Source organism: Bordetella parapertussis (assembly GCF_020735925.1).
Classification (GTDB): Bacteria; Pseudomonadota; Gammaproteobacteria; order Burkholderiales; family Burkholderiaceae_B; genus Bordetella; species Bordetella pertussis.
The window spans coordinates 3,282,009-3,306,133 of the sequence record NZ_CP085971.1 but is presented as its reverse complement, the minus strand read 5'-3'; the positions used below and the strand labels follow the sequence as shown (position 1 = coordinate 3,306,133).

Below are 24,125 nucleotides of genomic sequence, written 5' to 3'. Positions count from 1 at the left end.
GCCCGGCGACGGGCCCTCCCACCATGGCAAAACGCGATTACTACGAAGTACTGGGTGTGGCGAAGAATGCCAGCGACGAAGACCTGAAGAAGGCCTATCGCAAGCTGGCCATGAAGTACCACCCGGACCGCAACCCGGACAGCAAGGAAGCCGAGGAAAAATTCAAGGAAGCCAAGGAGGCCTACGAGGTCCTGGGTGACGAGCAGAAGCGCGCCGCCTACGACCGCTATGGCCATGCCGGGGTCGACCCGAACGCCGCCGGCATGGGCGGCGGCATGGGCGGCGGCATGGGCGGCGGCTTCGCCGATGCTTTCGGCGATATCTTTGGCGAGATCTTCGGCGCGGGTCGGCGCGGGGGCGGCGGGCCGCAGGTGTATCGCGGCGCCGACCTGAAGTACGCGCTGGAAATCACGCTGGAGCAGGCCGCCAGTGGCTTTGACACCGAGATCCGCGTTCCCAGCTGGGAAAACTGCGATACCTGCCACGGCAGCGGCGCCAAGGCCGGCACCTCGCCCAAGACTTGCCGGACTTGCGGCGGTTCGGGCGCGGTGCGCATGCAGCAGGGCTTTTTCAGCGTCCAGCAGACCTGCCCGACCTGCCACGGCACCGGCAAGGAAATCACCGACCCCTGCCCGTCGTGCGACGGCGTGGGCCGTACGCGTCGCAACAAGACGCTGCAGGTCAAGATCCCGGCCGGCATCGACGACGGCATGCGCATCCGCTCCAGCGGCAACGGCGAGCCCGGCATCAACGGCGGCCCGCCGGGCGACCTGTATGTCGAGATCCATATCAAGCAGCACAAGATCTTCCAGCGCGATGGCGACGATCTGCACTGCGAGCTGACCATCCCGTTCACCACGGCGGCGCTGGGCGGCGAGCTGCAGGTGCCGACCCTGGGCGGCAAGGCCGAGATCTCGATTCCGGAAGGCACGCAGTCGGGCAAGACCTTCCGCCTGCGCGCCAAGGGCATCCGCGGGGTGCGCGGCAGCTATCCGGGCGACCTCTACTGCCACGTGGTGGTCGAGACGCCGGTGCGCCTGAGCGACGAGCAGAAGGCCATCCTGCGCCAGTTCGAGGCTTCGCTCAACGACGGCGGCGACCGCCATTCGCCGCAGAGCAAATCCTGGACCGACCGCGTCAAGGAGTTCTTCAGCTGACGCATGCGGCGCCTGTCCCGGCGGGGACAGACGCCGTCTTGGCAGTGGCGCTCATGGCGCACGACGGGTGCCTGTCCCGGCGGGGACAGGCACTTCTCTGTGTTGAGTGCGCAAGCAAAACGCCGGCATCAAGCCGGCGTTTCTTTTGCGTGGCGCCCGTGCCTTGCGGGACGGGCGCCATGCGGGCCGCTCAAGGGGCGGATTTCTTGGTGAAATCCCCCGCCACGGCGGTGCTGAAGGCGTCGGGCTTGAGATACTTGCGCAGCGCGGCGTTGACCTGGTCGGGCGTGAGCGCCTCGAGTTTGCGGTCCATGTCGGCCGACCACTGGAAGCTGCGGCCGGTCTGCATGTAGTTCACCCAGGTATCGGCCAGCACGTCATCCTGGGCGCGCGCCAGGTTGCGGTAGTTCAGCAGCGCCACGACGCCGTCGCGGACTTCCTGGTCCGTGAAGCCGTCCTTGAGGGCGCGGGCCAGCTCTTCCGAGATGGCCTTTTCCAGCCGCGCCCGGTTCTGCGGCGCGTAGATGGCGTAGATCGTCCAGTTCGCCGACGGCTCGTACGACGACACCGACAGGTTGCTGCGCACGTTGTACGACAGGCCTTCGGTTTCGCGCACGCGGTGCCACAGGCGCGAGGTTTCCGAGGTGCCGAGCAGGAAGTTGGCCAGGTACAGGGCTGGGTAGTCGGCGTTGGTGTCCTGCAGCTGCAGCGGCATGCGCGAGATGTAGAAGGCGTTGGCCTTGTCGGGCGTGGCGATGTCGAATTGCTGCGCGGGCACGGCGCGGTAGGGGTCCGGCAGGCGGGTATAGGCGGGCGCGCTGCGCCAGCCGTCCAGGCCCTTGCGCAGGACGGCCTCGACCGCGGCGGGATCGAACTCGCCCACGGCCGAGAACTTGATCCGGCCGGCGCCGTACAGCTTGCCGCTGACCGCGGCCAGGTCATCGCGCGACAGGCTGCGCAGCTGCTCCAGGGCTTCGTCGAAGGTGGGCACGTAGCGCACGTCGTCGGCCGGCCACGGATTGTTGTGGCGTGCCAGGGCGCGCGAGGCCAGCGCGGTCGGGTCGGTCATCGCGTCCTGCACCATGGTGATGGCCTGGCGCTTGTATTCCTCGACCTGGTCCTGCGGGAAGCTGGCGTTGCGCACCACATCCAGCACCAGCGCCATCACGTCGGGCAGGTTCTTGCCGAGCGTGGAGATATTGACCACCAGGTTGGTGCCGCTGCCATTGATGGCGGCTTCGGCCTGCAGCTGGTCCAGGCGGTCCTGGATGGCCTGGCGCGACAGCTTGTCGGTGCCGCGGTCGAGCAGGGCGGCCGCGGCGGCCAGCGGCACGCGCTGGCCGCGCAGCGCTTCGGCGTCGCCGAACTGGATCAGCAGTTCGGCCTGCACGCGGTCGCCGCGCGTGGCCTTGGGCAGCAAGGCCAGTTCGACCTGGCCATTGGGCAGGTCGAGCGTGCGCCGCAGGGTGCGCTTGTCGATATTGGCTGGCGACGGATCGAAGGCCTCGACGGCCTTGAAGTTCGGGTCGCCCTTGTAGTCCTTGAAGACGGCCGCCAGGTCGGCGCGCTGCGCCAGCGGCGCGCGCTGCGGCTTTTCGGTGGGAATGTAGCGGCCTTCGGTGCGATTGCTGCGCACCAGGTAGGCCACGGCGGCGCGCTGCACGTCGTCCAGCTTGGCGTCGCGCACGCGGTCGCGCTGCAGGAAGAACAGGCGCCAGTCGCCCGAGGCGATGGCTTCCGACAGGGCCACGCCGACCTTCTCCGGATCGGCATAGGTCTGCTGCCAGGCGGTCAGCCACTTGCTGCGGGCGCGCTCCAGTTCTTCCTGGCTGAACGGTTTGCTGGACAGGGATTCGAGCGTGGCGGTCAGGGTCTGCAGCGCCTTGTCCTGGTCCATGCCGGGTTGCAGCTGGGCGCCGAACATGGCCAGGCCGGGGTCGAGCTGGTCCATGGTGAAGCCGAATACGCCCGACGCCAGCTTGGTGGGGACCAGCGCGTGGTACAGGCGGCCCGACGGCGTGTCGGCCAGGATGGTGGCGGCCAGGTCCAGCCCGACGAAATCGGGGCTGCCGGCGGCGGGCAGGTGGTACATGGCGGCCACCAGCGGGGTGCCGCCGGCGCGGCGCAGCGTCACCGAGCGCTCGCCGTCCTGGACCGGCTCCACGGTGTATTCGGGCGGCAGGGTGCGCTTGGGCTTGGGCAGCTTGCCCAGCGAGGACTGGATATCGGCCAGGGCCGTCTGCGGATCGAACTTGCCCGCGACGATCAGCACGGCGTTGTCGGGCTGGTAATACTCGTGGTAGAAGGCGCGCAATTGCGCGATGTCCACGTTCTCGACGTCGCTGCGCGCGCCGATGGTGCTCTTGCCGTAGTTGTGCCACTGGTAGGCGGCGGCCTGCATCTTCTGCATGAGCACGCGGAACGGGTTGTTCTCGCCGCTTTCCATCTCGTTGCGGACCACGGTCATCTCGGAGTCGAGGTCTTCCTTGGCGATCAGCGAGTTGACCATGGCGTCGGCCTGCCAGCCCAGGTACCACTTGAGGGTTTCGGGATTGGCCGCGAAGCTGGCGAAGTAATTGGTGCGATCCGACGAGGTGGAGCCATTGGCCTGCAGGCCGCGGCGCGAGAACTCGCCCAGCGCGTTGCGGATGGCGGGCGTGCCCTTGAACAGCATGTGCTCGAGCAGGTGGGCCATGCCGGTCTGGCCGTAGTTCTCGTTGCGCGATCCCACCAGGTACGTCATGTTGACCGTGGTGGTGGGCTTGGACGCGTCGGGCGCCAGCAGCACGCGCAGGCCGTTGGCCAGGCGGTATTCGGTAATGCCCTCGATCGAGGACACTTCCGAGACGCCCGCGGGGAGCGACGCGGCGCCGGCCTGGAAAGCCAGGAACGACGACACTAACAATGCATTCAGGCGGCGCGACAGAAGCGGCAGGCGCATGGGGATGACCTCGAAACTAGCGGAATCCGTTGGAGTGTATACGTTTCGATTGGTTCACCCGGGCCGGGACGCGCACGGAGCCGGCTGGCCGCGCCGCCATGCTGCGGCACGGCATGGATTATGGGGACGGGGGAGTGATTTGAAGACAGGGCTGGCACGGGTGTAAGCTAAATTTCCGATATGGTTTCCCCTAGTCTGACGGGATGCGCGACAGCCTTTCCTGGCTTCCCGTCCTTCGCCCCCACTCCGCCTTCCGTGCGCTGTGCCGGCGCTTGTTTGCTCGCGCCTTCGCAGCCGGCCCGACGCCGGCGCTCACTCCGGAGGATCGATTCATGCTGACCGATATCGTCACGCGCGCCCTGTCCCAGTTGCTCGGCAATTCCCTGTCGGGCGACGTCATCAAAGGGCGCTTTCGCTACGCTTATGCCAGCGATGACGGCCGTTTTGTGGCCATCCTGGGCCATGACCTGACTACTTATGTGGTGGATGTCGATGCACAGCGCTACTTCGCGGAGTGCGCTGGCGTGCCGTGCGGATTCGCCGGGCACGTGCTTGAGATGGAGGGCGCGCAGGAGCATGGCCACCCCTGGCCCGCCGTCAATGATCTGTTCGACCTGGACATGGACGGCGATGAAATCGCCTGGCGCCGCTGTCCGGGAGCCGTGGCCCTGGCGGCGACGCGGCAGGCGCAAAGCCGCGTGGCCTGAGCGGCGGGCGGGGCGCTCGGCTGGCTACAATGCCGGCATGAACGCCACGCCTTCCCCCGCCCCGACCGGCGCCACGCTGGTCGACTGCACGCATGACCGCCACGCGGCGGCCATCCTGGATATCTTCAACGACGCCATCCTGACGTCGACGGCGCTGTACGACTATCAGCCGCGCGCGCTGGCTTCGATGGAGGCCTGGTTCCTGGCCAAGCGCCAGGGCGGCTTCCCGGTGGTGGGCTTCGAGGACGCGGCGGGCGTGCTGATGGGGTTCGCCAGCTACGGCACGTTTCGCGCCTGGCCGGCGTACAAGTACTCGGTCGAGCACTCGGTGTACGTGGACCGCCGCTATCGCGGCCGCGGGCTGGGCGAAGCCTTGCTGCGCGCGCTGATCGAGCGGGCCCGCCTGCAGCAGGTACACGTGCTGGTGGGCGGGATCGACGCCACCAACGCCGGCAGCGTCGCGCTGCACCGCAAGCTGGGGTTCGTGCACGCCGGCACGATCACGCAGGCCGGATTCAAGTTCGGGCGCTGGCTCGACCTGGCGTTCTATCAGCTGACGCTCGACACGCCCCTGCGGCCGGTCGACGGCTGAGCGCTATTTGGACAGCTGGCGCATGGCCTGTTCCAGGCCCGCCACGGTGACCGGGTACATGCGGTCCTGCATGATGTCGCGCAGCAGGGCGATCGACTGCCGATAGCGCCAGGACGCGGTGGGCTCGGGGTTGAGCCAGGCGGCCTTGGGCCAGGCGTCGAGCAGCCGGCGCAGCCAGACCGCGCCGGCCTCCTTGTTGTAGTGCTCGACCGAGCCCCCGGGCTGCAGGATTTCGTACGGGCTCATGGTGGCGTCGCCGACGATGATCAGGCGCCAGTCGGCGTTGTACTTGCGCAGGACGTCCCAGGTGTCGAAGCGCTCGTTCTGGCGCCGGCGGTTGTTCTGCCAGAGGTTTTCGTACGGGCAGTTGTGGAAGTAATAGACGTCGAGGTGGCGGAACTCGCTGCGCGCGGCCGAAAACAGTTCCTCCACGCGCGCGATGTGGTCGTCCATGCTGCCGCCCACGTCCAGCAGCATCAGCACCTTGACGGTATTGCGGCGCTCGGGCACCAGCCGCAGGTCGAGGTGGCCGGCGTTGCGCGCCGTGCTGGCGATGGTGTCGTCCAGGTCCAGTTCCAGGTCGGCGCCCTGGCGCGCGAAACGGCGCAGGCGCCGCAGCGCGACCTTGAAGTTGCGCGTGCCCAGTTCGAGCTGGTCGTCGTAGTCGCGGAACTGGCGCATGTCCCACACCTTGACCGCGGTGCGGTTGCCGGCCGAATCGCCGCCGACGCGGATGCCTTCCGGGTGATAGCCGCCGTTGCCGAACGGCGAGGTGCCGCCGGTGCCGATCCACTTGCTGCCGCCCGCGTGCCTTTCCTGCTGTTCCTCGAGGCGTTGCTTGAACAATTCCATCAGCTTGTCCCAGCCGTGCGCTTCGATGGCGGCCTTTTCCTCGGGCGTGAGGGTTTTCTCGAATTCCTTGATCAGCCAGTCCAGCGGGATGTCGCGGTCGGCGGGCAGGGCGGCGGCGATGCCGCGATAGTAGGCGCCGAACGCGGCGTCATAGCGGTCGTAGAGGCTTTCGTCCTTGACCAGGGCGGTGCGCGCCAGGAAGTAGAAATCGTCGAGCGTGGGCGCCATCAGGCGCTGGCGCAGCGCCTCGAGCAGGGTCAGGTACTCCTGCACCGACACCGGCAGCTTGTGGGCGCGCAGATGATAGAAGAAATCGATCAGCATGGGGCAGGGCCTGGCGTGGCGTCAGCGGCGCTGGGCGCCGCGCGCCATGGCGCCCAGGCGCTCCAGCAGATGCACGTCCTGCTCGTTCTTGAGCAGTGCCCCGGCCAGCACCGGCACGGCGGTGGCCGCGTGGGCGTCGATCTCGGCGGCCGGGATCGCCTCGGCCAGCAGCAGGCGCAGCCAGTCCAGCAGCTCGGAGGTCGACGGCTTTTTCTTCAGGCCCGGCGCTTCGCGCAGCGCGAAGAAGGTATCGAGCGCGGCGCGCAGCACGTCCTGGCGGATGTCGGGGTAGTGCACGCCGACGATATCGCGCATGGTGTCGCGGTCCGGAAAGCGGATGTAGTGGAAAAAGCAGCGCCGCAGAAAGGCGTCGGGCAGGTCTTTCTCGTTGTTGGAGGTGATGATGACCAGCGGGCGGTGCCGCGCCTGCACGGTCTGGCGCGTCTCGTAGACATGGAATTCCATGCGGTCGAGCTCGCGCAGCAGGTCATTGGGGAATTCGATGTCGGCCTTGTCGATCTCGTCGATCAGCAGGACGACCGGTTCGGGCGCCTCGAAGGCCTGCCACAGCGTGCCCTGCACGATGTAGTTGCGGATGTCGCGGACCTTCTCGTCGCCCAGCTGCGAATCGCGCAGGCGCGAGACCGCGTCGTATTCGTACAGGCCCTGGTGCGCCTTGGTGGTGGACTTGATGTGCCATTGCAGCAGCGGGCGATCCAGCGCGCGCGCCACTTCCTCGGCCAGTATCGTCTTGCCCGTGCCGGGTTCGCCCTTGATCAAGAGGGGGCGCTGCAGCGTCAGCGCGGCGTTGACGGCCAGCTTCAGGTCGTCGGTGGCGACGTAGCGGTCGGTGCCTTCGAAACGGGCCGGTTGGGCGGGGGCGGAAGAGGAGGACGCGGACGTGGGCATGGAGTGGCAGTCAATGAGGCGCGACAGCGCCGAGGCATGATAAGGAATGGTCTTGCGGCAATTATCGTACAATCGCAGGGTTTTGCGACCGGCTAGGGATTTTTACCCGGTGTCTTGAAGAAGAAGTTCTCCTTTCGTATTCAGCCATACAAGAGCCATTATGAAGTTGCGAATTTCGATGACGCGCACGGTTTCCGTGCTGGCAGTATTGGCGTCCTGTGCGATCGCCGGTCCGGCGGCCGCGGCCGACGCGGCGCCGGTCGGCAACGCGCAGAACGCCCGTGACAAGGTGTCGATGTGCATAGGCTGCCACGGCATCCCGGGCTACAAGGCCTCGTTCCCCGAGCTTTATCACGTTCCGATGATTGCTGGCCAGAATGCCAAGTACATCGAAGCGGCGCTCAATGAGTACAGGAAGGGCGCGCGCAGCCATCCGACGATGGACGCGGTGGCCGGCAGCCTGTCCGACCAGGACATCGCCGACCTGGCGGCCTACTACTCATCTCTCAAGTAATCGGGGCAGACCATGAAACGCTTTACGTTTGCCCTTGCGGGCATAGTTCTGGCGACCGCCGGCGTCTCGGCGCAGGCCCAGGATGTGGTGGCCGGCAAGGCCGTGTTCGACAAGTTCAATTGCGCGTCCTGCCACGGCGCCGACGCCAAGACCAGCGTCCAGCCGGAGTATCCGGTGCTGGCCGGCCAGCATGCCGATTACCTGGCGCATGCGCTCAAGGCCTACAAGCGTGGCGCCGCGGGCAGCGCGGCCACGGCCAACGTGCGCAAGAACCCGATCATGGGCGCCTTCGCGGCGCAGCTGTCGGACCAGGACATCCGCAACGTCGCGGCCTGGCTGGCGGCGCAGCCCAGCGACCTGGGCGTGCGCCAGTAAGCGGTGCCGGCGGCGCCGGGCAAGCCCCCGATCCGGGGGCTTTTCCTTTTCTAGCGCTCGGCGCGCTGGCGGATCAGCTCGATGTAGGCATCGCTGTCGAGCGGCGTACCCAGGCGTTGAGCCTCCCATACCACCTGGCCCAGGCATTCCATGATTTCATGGGCGGCCTGGTGCGCGTCGCCGCGGCCGACCAGGCGCTGGTACGCCGCGCGGATGTCGCGCGGATGGTCGATCGACAACTGCTCGGCGATCGCCAGGTGCATGGACAGGTGCAGGAACGGGTTGGTGCGGCCGTGTTCGACCGGGTACTCGGCGGTCATGGCCTCGGGGCTTTCGAGGTCGCCGTGGTACTCGGGATGTTCGAGGATCCAGTCCAGCGCCATGGATTCGAGCGGGGTCAGGACCTCGGTGGCGCGGTGCTTGCGCCAGGTTTCGATAAAGAATTCGCGAACCTGGTCGCGGGAAGGATTGAACATCGGCGCTTCAAAGACAGGCGGGAAGGATAGGCCATTTTACCGCCTGCCGGACCCCCTGCCGGGCGCGCCGGGCCAATGCGATATAGAATTGGAGGTTGTCCGCCATCCGGCCCGGGTTGCTTTGCGTGGTTACAAACGTGCATCTCCGGCAGAAACACGGTCAGGCGAGCGGTAAAAACCACCCGGAGCAACTGGAGCATTCATGTCCTATCAACATATCAAGGTTCCCACTGGGGGCCAAAAAATCACGGTCAACGCCGATTACTCGCTGAATGTGCCCGATCAGGTCATCATTCCGGTCATCGAGGGTGACGGTACGGGCGCCGACATCACGCCGGTGATGATCAAGGTCGTCGACGCGGCCGTGCAGAAGGCCTATGCGGGCAAGCGCAAGATCCACTGGATGGAAGTCTACGCCGGCGAGAAGGCCACCAAGGTCTACGGCCCGGACGTCTGGCTGCCCGAGGAAACCCTCGACGCCGTCAAGGACTACGTGGTGTCGATCAAGGGTCCGCTGACCACGCCGGTCGGCGGCGGCATCCGTTCGCTGAACGTGGCGCTGCGCCAGCAGCTGGACCTGTATGTCTGCCTGCGCCCGGTGCGCTATTTCAAGGGCGTGCCCTCGCCGGTGCGCGAGCCCGAGAAGACCGACATGGTCATCTTCCGCGAGAACTCGGAAGACATCTACGCGGGCATCGAGTACATGGCCGAGTCCGAGCAGGCCAAGGACCTGATCCAGTACCTGCAGACCAAGCTGGGCGCGACCAAGATCCGCTTCCCGAACACCTCGTCGATCGGCATCAAGCCGGTTTCGCGCGAAGGCACCGAGCGCCTGGTGCGCAAGGCGCTGCAGTACGCCATCGACAATGACCGCGCCTCGGTGACCCTGGTCCACAAGGGCAACATCATGAAGTTCACGGAAGGCGGCTTCCGCGACTGGGGCTACGCCCTGGCCCAGAACGAGTTCGGCGCGCAGCCGATCGACGGCGGCCCGTGGTGCAAGTTCAAGAATCCCAAGACGGGTCGCGAGATCATCGTCAAGGATTCGATCGCCGACGCCTTCCTGCAGCAGATCCTGCTGCGTCCGGCCGAATACGACGTGATCGCCACGCTGAACCTGAACGGCGACTACATCTCCGACGCGCTGGCCGCGCAAGTGGGCGGCATCGGCATTGCCCCGGGCGCCAACCTGTCGGACTCCGTGGCCATGTTCGAAGCCACCCACGGCACCGCGCCGAAGTACGCGGGCAAGGACTACGTGAACCCCGGTTCCGAAATCCTGTCGGCCGAAATGATGCTGCGCCACATGGGCTGGACCGAGGCCGCCGACCTGATCATCGCCAGCATGGAGAAATCCATCCTGTCCAAGAAGGTCACCTATGACTTCGCCCGTCTGCTCGAAGGCGCCACCCAGGTGTCGTGCTCGGGCTTCGGTCAGGTCATGATCGACAATATGTAATTGCTGTAAGGCTTCAGCCGCATCAGCCGAGAAACCCGCGCCCCTATGGGGGTAGCGGGTTTTTTGCCGAATGGGCAACGGCCATCCGTGGCCGGCATGACCCTGCCAGGCTCATAGGTATGTAACGTTTCGTTGTAAAATTTCCAGTTTTGCGTTTCAAATTTTATCCGGGGGACGTTGGCTCGGACGATAGAGAACATGGCTAAACCTGCTTCCGATATGCCCCCCCTACGACAAGGCGGCCGCGCTGCGCGGCCTGGCCGGCGCGCGCCGTGTGGCGCTGCTGATGGCGCCACGGCTGGGCGACACGCTGCTGATGATGAACATGGCCCGCAACCTGGCCGCGCACGGCCGCGAAGTCAGCATCTTCGGCGACTATATCCACGGCTTGCGCGACTGGTTCCCGGGCCTGGATATCCGCCCATCGCTGTCCGAGGAGCAGGCCGGCCAGGTGCTGCCCGGCTACGATTGCGCGGCCCAGATGCACGTGGGCTGGCCCTACGCGCTGCATGCGCACCAGCCGAACTATTTCTATTACGACGCGCATGTGGTGATTACCGGGCGCGGCTTCGTGAAGCTGTTCCAGATCCGCGATTTCTGTCGCGAGCAACTGGGGCTGGCGCAGGCCGGCGCCGATAACGGCTTGCGGCCGCCGCCGCAGGTGCAGCCGCACCGCAGCCATCCGCGCCGGGTGGCGCTGCATCCCACGTCGACGGGGGCCCAGCGGTGCTGGGCGCCGCGCCATTTCAAGGAGCTGGGGCTGCGCCTGCTGCACGAGGGCTACGAGCCGAACTACATCGTCGCGCCGCACGAGCGGGCCGAGTGGAGCTGGGTGCTGGACCATGGCCTGCATCTGCCCCAGTTTCCCTCCCTGTCCGAGGTGGCGGGCTTCATCCATGCTTCGGGCTGGTTCATCGGCAACGAGTCCGGCATCGGCCACCTGGCTTCCAACGTGGGCGTGCCCACCCTGTCGCTGACCGGCAGGCCCACCCGCACGCGCGCCTGGCGGCCGGCCTGGTCGACCTCGCGCATCGTCTACCCGGCCCTGATTCCCGGAGGCCGCTGGCGCGATCGCCTGTGGCGCGAGTGGCTCTCGCCGCGCCGCGTCATGTCGGCATTCCACAAGTTGCAGGCGGACGACCGGCGGCAGCCCGTGGGGGTGCCTTGGGGAAAAATCTGAGGCGATGGTGCACTGGCGCCGCGCTCAACGGTCCCAGGTGGATGTGGGATTCCGTTTCGGGTTGAGGCCGGTCCGGTATTTGCTTCTACACTGCTGCGGCGCTCAGTGCCCGATATGAAAGCGCCCCCTGTTTTTCTGCTCTTGATGCCATGCCTGTTGTCCAACTGAAAATCTTCGCCGTTCTTGCCCTGTTGATACCTGCGCTGGCGCTGGTCAGCAAAGGCGGGGGCGTCGCCGTGTTCTACACGCTCGCCGTACTGGCGTCGCTCGCAATCATGGTCTACGCCGGCCGTGGCCGCGCACAGCCGTCCTGGCGCGACCTGGCCTGGCCCGGCGCGGTGCTGGCGGTGCCCTTGCTGTCGATGCTGGTCACCAACGCCTATCTCGGTATCTGGAGCGGTTCCGAGTTCGAGAAACTGCTGCGGTTCGCGCTGGCGCTTCCCCTGTTCTGGGTACTGCTGTGCGTGCCGCGCCCATGGCTGCAACAGATCCAGTGGAGCCTGCTGTTCAGCGCCTATGCCGGCGCGATCATGCTTTATGTCATCGTCGGCTGGTACGGCGGGCGCATGCAGGTCAGCTTCTACGGCGCCGAGTACAACGCCGTGGCCTTCGCCAATCTGACGCTGTTCTTCGGGTTCGCCTCGCTGTTGACGCTGGGCTGGCGGCTGACGCCCTGGCCCGGCCTGGAAGCGCTGTTGAAGGTGGGGGCGGCATGCGCCGCGGTGTATGCGGCCCATGTATCGGAGACGCGCAGCAGCTGGATGCTGCTGCCGGTTTTCGGGCTGGTGTTCCTCATGTCCCGCCGTGTCTGGAGCCTGCGCAGGAAACTGACCGTGGGCCTGGTGCTGGTCGCGGCGCTGGCGGTGTTGGTGGGGGCGATGCTGTCCTCGCAGGGAAACCGGATGCACAAGATCCTGACGGATCTACAGCGCTATACCGTGCAGAACGATCGCAATACTTCCGTGGGCATACGCCTGCAGCTGTGGCATGCCTCGTGGATGATCTTCCAGGAGGCGCCGGTGCTGGGGGTGGGGCCGCGCAATTTCCGTACCGAGCTGGCCAAGCTGCGCGACCGGGGCGTGGTCACGCCGGAGGTCGCCAGCGGGTATGGCGAACCCCACAATGACTTCATGGCGGCCATGGCCGGCTACGGCCTGCTCGGCCTGCTGAGCATGCTGGCGCTGTATCTCGCGCCGGCCTGGGTGTTCCTGCGCCGCATGGCCAGCGACGACCGCGTCATACGGACGGGCGCGCAGATCGGCCTGTTGTTCTGCCTCGGTTATTGCGCTTTCAGCCTGACCGAGATGATGTTCCGCAACATGCGCAGCGTGCCCATCTACAGTGCCACGCTGGTGCTGCTGCTGGCGCTGACCGCGCCGCGCGCGCCGCGCGCAGCCTAGCGGGCGGCTATTCGCCCGCGTAGCGGTAGCCCACGCCGATTTCCGTCAGCAGGTAGCGCGGCCGGGCCGGATCGGCTTCCAGCTTCTGCCGCAGGTGGCCCATGTAGATGCGCAGGTAATGGTGGCTTTCCACATGGGAGGGCCCCCATACCTCGCGCAGCAGCTCGCGGTGCGTCATGACCTTGCCGCGCGATGCCACCAGCGCAGCGAGCAGCCGGTATTCGATCTGGGTGAGGTGTACGTGCTCGCCCGCGCGGGTGACGACCCGCCGGGCCAGGTCGATCTGCACGTCGCCGAAACCGGCCTGCGCGGCATTGCCGGCGCCGCCGCGGGCGTGCCGGCGCAACAGCACGCGCAGGTGCGCCAGCAGTTCGCCGACGCCGAACGGCTTGGTCAGGTAGTCGTCGGCGCCGGCATCCAGGGCAGCGATCTTGTCGCCTTCGCTGCTGCGCGCCGACAACACCAGCACCGGCAGTTCGGTCCAGCCGCGCAGTTCGCGCAACAGCGCCATGCCATCCTCGTCGGGCAGGCCCAGGTCCAGCACCACGGCATCGGGCTGGCGCGTGCCGGCCTCGATCAGCCCCCGCCTCACGGTGTCGGTCTCGTGGACCTCGCAGCCTTCGGCTTCGAGCGCGCTGCGCACGAAGCGGCGGATATGGGCATCGTCCTCGACGATCAGTACGGTGGGGCGGTAATCGGGCATGGCGGGTCAGGCGGGTTCGGGGGGCACGGCCGGCGGCGGGCTCAGCGGCAGCGCGAAGACGAAGCAGGCGCCGCGCAGGCGCCGGGCCGGCTCGACCCAGATGCGGCCCTGGTGGGCATCCAGGATGGCGCGGCATACGGCCAGCCCGAGGCCCGCGCCGGGGGTGGCCGACTCGCGCTGGCCGCGCGCGAATTTCTCGAAGATCCGCTGGCGGTCGGCCTGCGCGACGCCCGCCCCGTCATCGGCCACCCGTACCTGCAGGGTATGGGCGTCGGCCAGGGCGTCGATGTGGATGGCACTGCCGGGCGGCGTGTATTTGGCGGCATTTTCCAGCAGGTTGCACAGCACCCGTTCGATCAGGATGCCATCGCATTCCACCAGCGGCAGGGCAGAAAGCGGCGCGACCGTGACGGGGCGATCCTGCAGCGCGGCGTTCATGGCCGCCAGGGCCGAGCCCACCAGCTCCTCGACCGATTGCCATTGGCGCCGCAGCGGCGCATCGTGGCTTTGCAGCCGCGCCATGTCCAGCAGGTTGACGACCAGCGCGTGCATGCGCCGCGCCTGGTCCTGCATGGCGGCCACGGTTTCGAGCGCGGCCGGCGTCATGGCGGCGGGCGAGCGCTGCAGGGTCTCGGCCATGCCGAGCAAACTGGTCAGCGGCGTGCGCAGATCGTGCGAGACCGCCGCCAGCAGGGCGTTGCGCAGGCGTTCGGATTCGATACTGAGCAGCGCCTGCTGGGCGACTTCCACATAGTGCAGCCGTTCGATGGCGATGGCGATCAGGGTGGCGTAGGCGTCGAGTTGGCGGCGCGCCGGCGCCGCGCTGTAGAGCGGCGGGCCGGCGTGGTGCAGGGCCAGCACGCCGCGCACCCGCATGGGCGCGCGCAGGGGCAGGTACAGCACGGGGCTGTTCGACAGGGTGTCGGTGCCGGCGCCACAGGCCTGGCCGTGGTCGAAGGCCCATTGCGCCAGAGCGGGTTCGAGCGCCGCGTCGCCGGCGCCGGGCGCCAGCCGCAGCCGGTCGTCCAGGCCCAGTATGTAGAGGGCGCCGCGGGCGCCGAACGCGGCGTTCAGGAATGCCGAGGCCGCGCCGGCGATTTGCTCCGGCTGCAGGGCCGCGGACAGCTCCCGCGCGAACTCGTACAGGCCGCGCGCATCGGCCTCGCGCCTGGCGGCGGCCCGGGCCTGCTGGCGCAAGCCGGCGGTCAGCTGGCCGATCAGCAGCCCGACCGTCAGCAGGACCGCGAACGTCAGCAGGTACTGCACGTCCGAGACGGCGAACGAGGCCAATGGCTGCACGAAGAAGAAATCGAACAGCGCGACGCTGACCACCGAGGCCAGCGCCGCCGGCCCGCGTCCGTGGCGCAGGGCCGCCGCCACGACCGCCAGCAGGAAGATCATGACGATATTGGTCTGGTGCAGAACGGGAAAGGCCAGGCGCGAGGCTAGGGTGGCCGCCGCGCAATAGGCCAGGGTCCACAGGTAGGCGCCGGCGGCGGCGTGGCCGGCAGGCGCGGGAGCGTTGCGCCACGAACGCGGGTCGCGCCGCGGCGCGGCCGTGGCTGCCGAGGGCGCGCCGACCCGCACGATGTCCGCTTCCGGGCAGGCCGACGCCAGGGCATCGGCGAAGCTGCGCCGGCGCAGCAGCCGGCCCGGCGTCAGGGCGGCATCCAGCAGGCCCGACAGGCCGCGGCGGCGCCACGCGTCGCGCCCGACCACGGCCTTGGTGATGTTGTGGCGGCGCATGTAGCGGGTCGCGGCGTCGACCATGTCGGTGCCGGCCACGGTCTCGACATGCGCGCCCAGCGTCTCGGCCAGCGCCAGCGCCTGGTCCAGCCGCGCCCGGCCGGCGCGCGGCAGGGGCGCGACCCGCGGCGCCTCGATGGTGATGGCATGCCACTCGCAGTCCAGCTGCTGGGCCAGCCGGTGCGCGCTGCGCAGCACATGCTCGGCATGCGGGTCGGCGTCGATACAGGCGACCACGGCCTCGCGCGTGCGCCAGACCGGCTCGATCGCGCGTTCGTGGCGGTACGCGCGCACATCGTCGTCGACGTGTTCGGCGGTGCGGCGCAGCGCCAGTTCGCGCAGGGCGATCAGATTGCCCTTGCGGAAGAAGTGCCGGCTGGCGTGGCGGGCCTGTTCCGGCACATAGACCCGGCCTTCGCGCAGGCGGCGCAGCAATTCGTCGGCCGACAGGTCCACCAGGATGATCTCGTCGGCCGCATCGAATACCGAGTCGGGCACGGTTTCGCGCACACGCACGCCGGTGATGCCGCCGACTGCCTCGTTCAGGCTTTCCAGGTGCTGGACGTTGAGGGTGGTCCAGACGTCGATGCCGGCCGCCAGCAGTTCCTCGATGTCCTGCCAGCGCTTGGCGTGGCGCGCCCCGGGCGCGTTGGTGTGCGCCAGTTCGTCGAGCAGCAGCAGGCGGGGCCGGCGCGCCACGGCGGCCTGCAGGTCGAATTCGCGCAGGCGGCGTCCCTGGAAGTCGAGCGTCTGCAGGGGCAGGGCGGGCAGCGTATCGAGGAGCGCGGCGGTGTCGGCGCGGCCGTGGGTTTCGACCAGCCCCGCCACGACATCCACGCCCTGCGCGGCCTGGGCGCGCGCCGCGGCCAGCATGGCATAGGTCTTGCCTACGCCGGCGCAGGCGCCGAAGTAGATGCGCAGCCGCCCGCGCCGGGCGTCGGACTGCGCCTGCTCCAGGGTCTGGAGCAGGCGGTCGGGGTCGAGGCGGTCGTTGCCGGGGTCGGCCATGGGGTGGAGGTGTCGCGTCGGGACGGGTCGCGCGCAGGCGGCACGCATACTATACGCGCGCCGCTTCAGCGCAGGCGGTCCAGCGCCAGGTTGAGGGCCAGCACATTGACGACCGGTTCGCCCAGGATGTCCGGCACCGGGCGTTCCGTGTGCCGGGCGATGAGCTGCTCCACCGTGGCGGTGGGCAGGCCGCGGGCGCGCGCCACGCGGGCGGCCTGGTAACCGGCCGCCGCCGGGCTGATGTGCGGATCCAGGCCGCTGCCCGAAGCGGTGGCGAGATCCACCGGAATCGGCGCCGGATTGCCGGGATCGGCCGCCCGCAAGGCGGCGATGCGCGCCCGGACGGCCTGCGCCAGCGCCGGGTTGGCGGGGCCCAGGTTCGATCCGCCCGAGGCGGCGGCGTTGTAGGGCATGGGCGCGGTGGCCGATGGCCGGCCCCAGAAATAGCGCGGATCGGTGAACGACTGGCCGATCAGCGCCGAGCCGACCACGCGGCCGTCCTGCTCGAGCAGCGAGCCGCCGGCCTGGAAGGGCCACAGCAGGCGGGCCACGCCGGTGGTGGCCAGCGGATAAAGCAGTCCGAGCAGCACGGACAGCGCCAGGAAGATCACCAGGGCGGCGCGCAGGGGGCGCCCGGCGGGGGGAAGCGGAGGGTGCATGGTCATGCTCCTTTTGTCAGGTCCAGCCCAGGGCGGCCAGCGCCATGTCGATCAGTTTGATGCCGGCAAAGGGCGCCAGCAGCCCGCCCAGCCCATAGACCAGCAGGTTGCGGCGCAGCAGCACCGCCGCGCCGAGCGGGCGGTAGCGCACGCCCTTGAGCGCCAGCGGAATCAGGGCCACGATGATCAGGGCGTTGAAAATGACGGCCGAAAGAATGGCCGAGGCGGGCGTGGCCAGGCCCATCACATTGAGTTGCGCCAGCTGCGGGTACACCGCCATGAATGCCGCGGGAATGATGGCGAAGTACTTGGCGACGTCGTTGGCGACGCTGAAGGTGGTGAGCGCGCCGCGCGTCATCAGCATCTGCTTGCCGATTTCGACGATTTCGATCAGCTTGGTGGGGTTGGAGTCCAGGTCCACCATGTTGCCGGCCTCCTTGGCGGCCTGCGTGCCGGAGTTCATGGCGACCGCCACGTCGGCCTGGGCCAGCGCCGGCGCATCGTTGGTGCCGTCGCCCGTCATGGCCACCAGGTGGCCGTCGGCCTGGCAGGCGCGGATCAGTTCCAGCTTGGCTTGCGGGGTGGCTTCGGCCAGGAAGTCGTCCACGCCGGCCTCGGCGGCGATGGCGGCCGCGGTCAGGGCGTTGTCGCCGGTGATCATGACCGTCTTGATGCCCATGCGGCGCAACGCGGCAAAGCGCGGCTGGATCCCGGGCTTGACGATGTCCTTGAGCTCGATCACGCCCAGCGCCTGCCCGCCTTCGGCGACCACCAGGGGCGTGCTGCCGCGGCGCGCCACGTCGTCCACGTCGCGCGCCACGGCGGCGGGCAGGCCGCCCTGTCCTTCGCCCAGCCAGCGTGCCAGGGCGTCGGCCGCCCCCTTGCGGATGAGGCGGCCGTCGAGGTCCACGCCGCTCATGCGCGACTGGGCGGAGAACGGCACGAAGCGCGCGCCGGCGGGCGCCTCGCTGCGGGTGTCCAGGATGCGCTCGGCCAGGGCGACGATGCTGCGGCCCTCGGGCGTTTCGTCGGCCAGCGACGCCAGCCGCGCGGCCTCGGCCAGCATCGCCGGGGATATCCCTGGCGCGGGGACGAAGGCCGCGGCCTGGCGATTGCCGAACGTGATCGTGCCGGTCTTGTCCAGCAGCAGGACGCTGACATCGCCGGCCGCCTCGATCGCGCGCCCCGAGGTGGCGATGACGTTGGCCCGCATCATGCGGCTCATGCCCGCCACGCCGATGGCCGACAGCAGGCCGCCGATGGTGGTGGGGATCAGGCAGACCAGCAGGGCCACCAGCACGGTGATCGACACAGCCTGCCCCGCGCCCGAGGCGGACACCGCGTACATCGAGAACGGCAGCAGACTGGCCACGACCAGCAGGAACACCAGCGTCAGGCCCACCAGCAGGATGGTCAGCGCCAGCTCATTGGGGGTTTTCTGGCGGCGGGCGCTTTCCACCATGGCGATCATGCGGTCGAGGAAGCTGTCGCCAGGGTCGGCCGCGATGCGCACGAAGATCCAGTCGGACAGGACGCGCGTGCCGCCGGTGACCGAGCAGAAATCGCTGCCGGCCGCGCGGATCACCGGCGCCGATTCGCCGGTGATGGCGCTTTCGTCGACCGAGGCGATGCCGGCGATCACCTGCCCGTCGCCCGGCACGGTTTCGCCCGCTTCGATCAGGACCACGTCGTCCCTGCGCAGCGCGCCCGAGGGGCGCGAGGTGGCGCGCGAGCGCCAGTACGGCGGCAGTGCTGCGGCGGCGTCGCTATCGCGAAAGCCTGTCAGCACCCGCGCCTCGATGGTGGTGCGCAAGCCGCGCAGGGCGGCGGCCTGCTGCCTGCTGCGCCCCTCGGCCAATGCCTCGGCGAAGTTGGCGAACAGCACGGTGAACCAGAGGCCGGCTGCGACGGCGAGGATGAAGCCCGCGGGGGCCTCGGCCAGGCCGGCCAGGGCCAGCAGCCACAACAGGGTGGTCAGGATGCTGCCGGCGTAGACGACGAACATGACGGGGTTGCGCAACTGGGCGGCCGGCGACAGTTTGCGCAGGGTGTCGCGCAGGGCGGGGCCGGCCAGCGCGCGCGACCACAGGCCGAACGCGCGATGCGGCGTGGCCGCCGGCAGGGAGGGGCTTGCAGCCGGCAGGCCGGCCTGGGCGGACAGGGGGGTAGGGGAGTTGGCCATGGAGCGTTCTCGGTTCGGAACCGTCAGGGTTGCAGGTGTTCGGCCACCGGGCCCAGCGCCAGCGCCGGCACATAGGTCAGGGCGCCGACCAGCAGCACGGCGCCGACCAGCAGCGCGACGAACAGCGGGCCGGTGGTCGGCATGCCGCCGACGCTGGCCGGCAGCCGCGGCTTGGCGGCCAGCGAGCCGGCCAGCGCCAGGATGGCGACGATGATGGTGTAGCGGCCGAACCACATGGCCAGGCCCAGCAGGACGTTGTAGAAAGGGGTGTTGGCCGACAGGCCGGCGAACGCGCTGCCATTGTTGTTGGCGGCCGACGACATGGCGTACAGGATTTCCGAGAATCCATGCGCGCCGGGATTGAGCACGCCCGCCCTGCCCGCATCGGCCAGCACGGCGACGGCCGTGCCCGCCAGCACCAGCGCCGGCGTGGCCAGGATCACGAGGGCCACCATCTGCATGTCCAGGGCTTCGATCTTCTTGCCCAGGTACTCGGGCGTGCGGCCTATCATCAGCCCGGCGATGAACACCGCGAGAATGGCGAAGGCCAGCATGCCGTACAGGCCCGAGCCCACGCCGCCGTAGATCACCTCGCCCAGCTGCATCTGCAACAGCGGCGTGACGCCGCCCAGGGCGCTGAATGAATCGTGCATGCCATTGACCGCGCCGCACGAGGCCGCGGTGGTGACGGTGGCGAACAGCGCCGTGGCGGCCACGCCGAAGCGGGCTTCCTTGCCTTCGAGATTGCCGCCGTCGGCCAGCAGCGCCGCTTCGGCCTGGCGCAGGGCAGGCGTGGGCTGCTGCTCGAAATACGCCGCGCTGGCGGCGAATCCGGCAAACAGCACCGTCATGGCCGCCAGGATGGCGACGCCTTGCCGGCGGCTGCCGACCATCTCGCCGAAGGTCCAGCACAGCGCCGCCGGGATCAGGAGAATCGCCAGCATTTCCAGCAGGTTGGACCAGGCGTTGGGGTTTTCGTACGGGTGGGCGGAATTGGCGTTGAAAAAGCCGCCGCCGTTGGTTCCCAGCAGCTTGATGGCCTCTTGCGAGGCGACCGGGCCCATGGGCAGGGTCTGCACGCGGGTGACGACGGTGTCGGTCAGGGGTTGGCCGGCTGGTCCGGTCATGGGCTGGCCCTGCGCGTCCAGCCGCGCGGTCTCGTACTGCTGCGCCTGCACGGTTTGCGCTTCGACGTACGGGTCCAGGTTCTGCACCACGCCCTGGCTGACCAGCGCCAGCGCCAGGATGAACGACAGCGGCAGCAGCACGTACAGCGTGGCGCGCACCAGGTCGGCCCAGAAATTGCCCAGCGTGGCGGCGCTGTGGCGGGCCAGTCCGCGTACCAGGGCGATCAGCACGGCGATGCCGGTGGCGGCCGAAACGAAGTTCTGCACCGTCAGCGCCAGCATCTGCGTCAGGTAGCTCATCGTGCTTTCGCCGGCGTAGCCCTGCCAGTTGGTGTTGGTCACGAAGCTGATGGCCGTATTGAGCGCCGAGTCGGGCGCGACGCCCGGCAGCCCGGCGGGATTGAGCGGCAACCAACCCTGGAGGCGTTGCAGGGCGTAGACGGCCAGCACTCCCAGCACGTTGAAGACCAGCATGGCCACGGCATAGCGGCGCCAGTCCATTTCGGCGGCGGGGTCCACCCCCGCCAGGCGGTAGAGTCCGCGCTCCAGTGGCTGGCCCCAGGCGGTGAGCCAGGTGCGCTCGCCGTTCATGGCCTGGCGGATGTGGCGCCCGAGCAGCGGCGCGGCGCACAGCAGGATCGTCAGGTACAGCAGCAGCAAACCGAGGAAATCGGCGTTCATCAGAATTTCTCCGGATTGAACAGCGCGTAGGCCAGGTAGGCGAAGAGCAGCGCGGCCGTCAGGCCGCCGAGCCAGTAAAGCGCGGTCATGGGCGGCCTCTCGCGAACAGTCGGGCGCACAGGCGCAGTTGCGTGCCGGTCAGGGCCGCCATGGCGGCAAAGACGGCCAGGTAAACCAGATCCATGTAGCGTTCTCCTTGGGCGCGGGGCCGCGGGGTTGGGCCGGTGGTGCGTTGTGCACGGAGCACCGGCGGACGCTGGCAGGTTACGGATCGGCGGATAAAAACGGGGTAAATGTTCCGAGGCCGGGCGTAAACGCGGCGTAAAAAACCCCTTGCCGGCCGGGCGTCCATGCACACGTGTGGGGCGCTGGTGGATTCACCGCTTTTTAAAAAAACAAGTGCACGTTTGTCAATTTCGATGGCGAATTCACCGACAATTGGCGAAAATCGGCGATGTAAGCCTCAGAAAACGGTTTTTTGCACCATGTTGGTGCGTTTTATATGCATATGCGTGCGCCTTCTTAGGGCATTCCCCTAGTGTTGCCGGCCCGCTTATGGTGCAGAATCTCGTCCCATGCAGGTGAGGAGACAAAGCCCTGCATGGGCATAACCGGCGGCACCGGTATACAAATAGAAAGCGAAGCAGTACCCAAAAAAAGCAAAACGCACAACGGCTGGCACCTCACGGGCCAGCCGTTGTCGCTTAAAAAGCCGTCGCTGACAGGCCGACCGGCACGAAGGGCTTTTCAAGTGCTGCGTTTCGCGATATTCAGGTAAGCCATGCCGGAATCCCGCGTCAAATCCGAGCCGTCCCCCGCGCCATACTGGCGCCGCAATGTGCGGCTGATCGTGCTGCTGCTGGCCTGCTGGGCCGGGCTGACCTTCGTGCCGGCCTATTTCGCGCGCCAGCTTGCCTTCGATTTCATCGGCTGGCCCTTCTCGTTCTGGATGGCTGCCTATGGCGCCCCGCTGGCCTATTTGATCCTCATCGTGATCTATGCGCTGGTCATGAACCGGTTCGATGCCCGCTCGCGCACCCGGCGGGACGACTGATGCCCTTTACCGGCAATACCCCCCAGGAATTCGAACAGCGCCTGCGCCGTATCTACACGCTGTATACGCTGGGCTTCATCCTGCTGGTGCTGCTGCTGGCGCTGGCCGAGCTCATGGGTATGGCCCGCAGCTGGATCGGCTATGTGTTCCTGCTGGTGACGGTCAGCCTGTACGCCTGCATCGGCATCGTGTGCCGGACTTCCGACCAGGTCGAATACTACGTCGCGGGCCGGCGCGTGCCGGCCTTCTACAACGGCATGGCGACGGCGGCCGACTGGATGTCCGTGGCGTCGTTCATCGGCGTGGCGGGCACGCTGTACCTGACCGGCTACGGCGGGCTGGCCTACATCATGGGCTGGACGGGCGGCTATGTGCTGGTGGCGCTGCTGCTGGCGCCCTATCTGCGCAAATTCGGCCAGTACACCATTCCCGATTACCTGGGCGCGCGCTACGGCGGCAAGCTGCCGCGCCTGGCGGGGGTGTTCTGCGCCATCCTGTGCTCGTTCACCTACCTGGTGGCGCAAATCTACGGCGTGGGCATCATCACCACCCGCCTGACCGGCATCTCGTTCGAGCTGGGCATCTTCGTGGCCCTGGGCGGCATGCTGGTGTGCTCGTTCCTGGGCGGGATGCGCGCGGTGACGTGGACCCAGGTCGGCCAGTACATCATCCTGGTGATCGCCTACCTGGTGCCGGTGGTCTGGCTGTCGGTCAAGCATACCGGCATGCCGGTGCCGCAATTGTCGGCCGGCACGGTGCTGCAGGAGATCACCGAAAAGGAAGTCTATCTGGCCCACGACCCGGGCGAGCGGGCGGTGCGGCAGTTGTGGCGCAGCCGCGCCGACGAGATGGACGAGCGCCTGCGGGCCTTGCCCGATTCGCTGGCGCACGAGAAAGACCGGCTGCGCGGCCGCCTGGCGCAACTGAACGCCAGCGACGCGCCCATGGTGGAGATCCGCTCGCTGGAGCGCGAGCTGGCCAGCTACCCGGTCACGGTGGAGGAGGCGCGCACGCTCTGGTCGCAGGCGCGCGCCGCCTTCGAGGCGCGCGCCACCCCGCCGGTGCCGCACGCGGAGCCGTTTCCGGCCGAGGATCCGCGCGAGCGCGAGAACATGCGCATCAACTTCCTGGCGCTGGTGCTGTGCCTGATGCTGGGCACGGCCGGCATGCCGCACATACTGATGCGCTCATACACCACGCCATCGGTGGGCGAGGCGCGCCGCTCGGTGTGCTGGTCGCTGTTGTTCATCCTCCTGCTGTATTTCATGGCGCCGGCGCTGGCCCTGCTGGTCAAGTACGAGGTGTACACGCAGGTGGTCGGCACCAGTTTCCTCAGCCTGCCATCGTGGGTGCACGCCTGGAGCGCGGTCGACATCCATTTGCTGGACGTGTTCGACGTCAACCGCGACGGCATCGTGCAGCTGGGCGAAATCAGCATGGGGGCCGATGTGGTGGTGCTGGCCATGCCGGAGATCGGCGGGCTGCCCTACGTCGTGTCCGGCCTGGTGGCCGCCGGCGGGCTGGCCGCGGCGCTGTCCACCGCCGACGGGCTGCTGCTGACGCTGTCGAATTCGCTGTCTCACGATACCTGGTACCGCGTCGTGTCGCCGCGCATGTCGGCCGGCCGGCGGGTGATGGTGTCCAAGATCCTGCTGCTGCTGGTCGCGTTCGGCGCGGCCTGGGTGGCCGCGCGCAAGCCGGCCGACATCCTGTTCATGGTGTCGGCGGCGTTCTCGTTCGCGGCGTCGTCGTTCTTCCCCGCGCTGGTGATGGGGGTGTTCTGGCGGCGCGCCAACAAATGGGGCGCCACGCTGGGCATGTTTGCCGGGCTGGCCGCCACCTTCGCCTACATGGCGCACACCCATCCGTGGCTGCGCGAATGGGTGTTCGGCGTGACGCGCGCCGAGCCGGTGGACCTGTGGTGGGGCATCCAGCCGGTGGCCGCCGGCGTGTTCGGCGCGCCGATGGCGTTCCTGACGATTATCGTGGTGTCGTTGCTCACGCCGCGCCCGGACTCCGCCACCGAGGCCCTGGTCGACTATCTGCGCGAGCCCGGCGGCCGCTAGCGTGGCCGCGCCT

General features: G+C 68.1%; 20 protein-coding genes. 10 read left to right on the top strand and 10 right to left on the bottom strand.

The annotated features are described in order from the left end of the window. Positions 1 to 23 precede the first annotated feature (23 nt). Entirely contained in the window at positions 24 to 1,157 is a 1,134-nt protein-coding gene (gene dnaJ, locus LK409_RS15575; RefSeq protein ID WP_010929084.1) for a molecular chaperone DnaJ, read from the top strand. A gap of 190 nt (positions 1,158 to 1,347) precedes the next feature. On the opposite strand, the gene LK409_RS15570 is transcribed toward dnaJ, so the two are convergent. Next, positions 1,348 to 4,098 (bottom strand): M16 family metallopeptidase, encoded by a 2,751-nt coding sequence (locus LK409_RS15570; RefSeq protein WP_003821187.1) that lies wholly within the window; start codon positions 4,096 to 4,098, stop codon positions 1,348 to 1,350. 332 nt (positions 4,099 to 4,430) lie between these two features. Between LK409_RS15570 and LK409_RS15565 the strand changes: the two genes are divergently transcribed. After that, a complete protein-coding gene (locus LK409_RS15565; protein ID WP_003814072.1) occupies positions 4,431 to 4,805 on the top strand; it encodes a hypothetical protein in 375 nt (124 codons plus the stop codon). 37 nt (positions 4,806 to 4,842) lie between these two features. Then, positions 4,843 to 5,397: a GNAT family N-acetyltransferase gene (locus LK409_RS15560; protein WP_010929083.1), complete on the top strand. Its 555-nt coding sequence runs from the start codon at positions 4,843 to 4,845 to the stop codon at positions 5,395 to 5,397. Positions 5,398 to 5,400: 3 nt separating this feature from the next. On the opposite strand, the gene LK409_RS15555 is transcribed toward LK409_RS15560, so the two are convergent. Together LK409_RS15555 and LK409_RS15550 are read right to left on the bottom strand one after the other, a co-directional pair. After that, positions 5,401 to 6,573: a vWA domain-containing protein gene (locus LK409_RS15555; protein WP_003821189.1), complete on the bottom strand. Its 1,173-nt coding sequence runs from the start codon at positions 6,571 to 6,573 to the stop codon at positions 5,401 to 5,403. A gap of 21 nt (positions 6,574 to 6,594) precedes the next feature. Beyond that, entirely contained in the window at positions 6,595 to 7,482 is an 888-nt protein-coding gene (locus LK409_RS15550) for an AAA family ATPase (protein WP_010929082.1), read from the bottom strand. Positions 7,483 to 7,642: 160 nt separating this feature from the next. Between LK409_RS15550 and LK409_RS15545 the strand changes: the two genes are divergently transcribed. Together LK409_RS15545 and LK409_RS15540 are read left to right on the top strand one after the other, a co-directional pair. Then, the gene (locus LK409_RS15545; protein WP_003814065.1) at positions 7,643 to 7,996 is read left to right on the top strand and encodes a c-type cytochrome; all 354 of its coding nucleotides are present in this window, start codon (positions 7,643 to 7,645) and stop codon (positions 7,994 to 7,996) included. Between the two features lie 12 nt (positions 7,997 to 8,008). Continuing rightward, a complete protein-coding gene (locus LK409_RS15540; protein WP_003814063.1) occupies positions 8,009 to 8,371 on the top strand; it encodes a c-type cytochrome in 363 nt (120 codons plus the stop codon). A gap of 50 nt (positions 8,372 to 8,421) precedes the next feature. Here the strand turns inward: LK409_RS15540 and LK409_RS15535 are convergent, their stop codons facing one another. After that, positions 8,422 to 8,847 carry a DUF1841 family protein gene (locus LK409_RS15535; protein WP_010929081.1) on the bottom strand — a complete coding sequence of 142 codons (426 nt, stop codon included), beginning with the start codon at positions 8,845 to 8,847 and terminating at the stop codon, positions 8,422 to 8,424. 202 nt (positions 8,848 to 9,049) lie between these two features. On the opposite strand from LK409_RS15535, the gene icd reads away from it, so the two are divergent. The 3 genes from icd (at position 9,050) to LK409_RS15520 (ending at position 12,886) form a co-directional block, all read left to right on the top strand. Further along, entirely contained in the window at positions 9,050 to 10,306 is a 1,257-nt protein-coding gene (gene icd, locus LK409_RS15530) for an NADP-dependent isocitrate dehydrogenase (RefSeq protein WP_003821191.1), read from the top strand. A 274-nt stretch (positions 10,307 to 10,580) separates the two neighbouring features. Further along, positions 10,581 to 11,486 (top strand): glycosyltransferase family 9 protein, encoded by a 906-nt coding sequence (locus LK409_RS15525; protein WP_010929080.1) that lies wholly within the window; start codon positions 10,581 to 10,583, stop codon positions 11,484 to 11,486. A 149-nt stretch (positions 11,487 to 11,635) separates the two neighbouring features. After that, positions 11,636 to 12,886, top strand: a complete 1,251-nt coding sequence (locus LK409_RS15520; protein WP_010929079.1) for an O-antigen ligase family protein — start codon at positions 11,636 to 11,638, stop codon at positions 12,884 to 12,886. Positions 12,887 to 12,893: 7 nt separating this feature from the next. On the opposite strand, the gene kdpE is transcribed toward LK409_RS15520, so the two are convergent. From kdpE to kdpF, 6 genes are all read right to left on the bottom strand, one after another. Beyond that, complete coding sequence (gene kdpE / locus LK409_RS15515) at positions 12,894 to 13,589, bottom strand: two-component system response regulator KdpE (protein ID WP_010929078.1); 696 nt, start codon at positions 13,587 to 13,589, stop codon at positions 12,894 to 12,896. A 6-nt stretch (positions 13,590 to 13,595) separates the two neighbouring features. Beyond that, positions 13,596 to 16,343 carry a sensor histidine kinase gene (locus LK409_RS15510; RefSeq protein WP_256623964.1) on the bottom strand — a complete coding sequence of 916 codons (2,748 nt, stop codon included), beginning with the start codon at positions 16,341 to 16,343 and terminating at the stop codon, positions 13,596 to 13,598. Between the two features lie 65 nt (positions 16,344 to 16,408). After that, positions 16,409 to 17,008 (bottom strand): potassium-transporting ATPase subunit KdpC, encoded by a 600-nt coding sequence (gene kdpC, locus LK409_RS15505; RefSeq protein ID WP_003821197.1) that lies wholly within the window; start codon positions 17,006 to 17,008, stop codon positions 16,409 to 16,411. A gap of 10 nt (positions 17,009 to 17,018) precedes the next feature. Beyond that, positions 17,019 to 19,184 carry a potassium-transporting ATPase subunit KdpB gene (kdpB, locus tag LK409_RS15500; protein WP_010929076.1) on the bottom strand — a complete coding sequence of 722 codons (2,166 nt, stop codon included), beginning with the start codon at positions 19,182 to 19,184 and terminating at the stop codon, positions 17,019 to 17,021. 23 nt (positions 19,185 to 19,207) lie between these two features. Beyond that, positions 19,208 to 20,992, bottom strand: a complete 1,785-nt coding sequence (gene kdpA, locus LK409_RS15495; protein ID WP_010929075.1) for a potassium-transporting ATPase subunit KdpA — start codon at positions 20,990 to 20,992, stop codon at positions 19,208 to 19,210. Then, positions 20,992 to 21,081 carry a K(+)-transporting ATPase subunit F gene (gene kdpF, locus LK409_RS15490; protein ID WP_017685545.1) on the bottom strand — a complete coding sequence of 30 codons (90 nt, stop codon included), beginning with the start codon at positions 21,079 to 21,081 and terminating at the stop codon, positions 20,992 to 20,994. Before kdpF ends, kdpA begins: the two co-directional genes overlap by 1 nt. Before the next feature lie 692 nt (positions 21,082 to 21,773). On the opposite strand from kdpF, the gene LK409_RS15485 reads away from it, so the two are divergent. Further along, the gene (locus LK409_RS15485; RefSeq protein ID WP_003814042.1) at positions 21,774 to 22,046 is read left to right on the top strand and encodes a DUF4212 domain-containing protein; all 273 of its coding nucleotides are present in this window, start codon (positions 21,774 to 21,776) and stop codon (positions 22,044 to 22,046) included. Then, positions 22,046 to 24,112, top strand: a complete 2,067-nt coding sequence (locus tag LK409_RS15480) for a sodium:solute symporter family protein (RefSeq protein ID WP_010929074.1) — start codon at positions 22,046 to 22,048, stop codon at positions 24,110 to 24,112. The genes LK409_RS15485 and LK409_RS15480 overlap by 1 nt, the downstream gene beginning before the upstream one ends. The last annotated feature ends 13 nt before the right edge of the window (positions 24,113 to 24,125 follow it).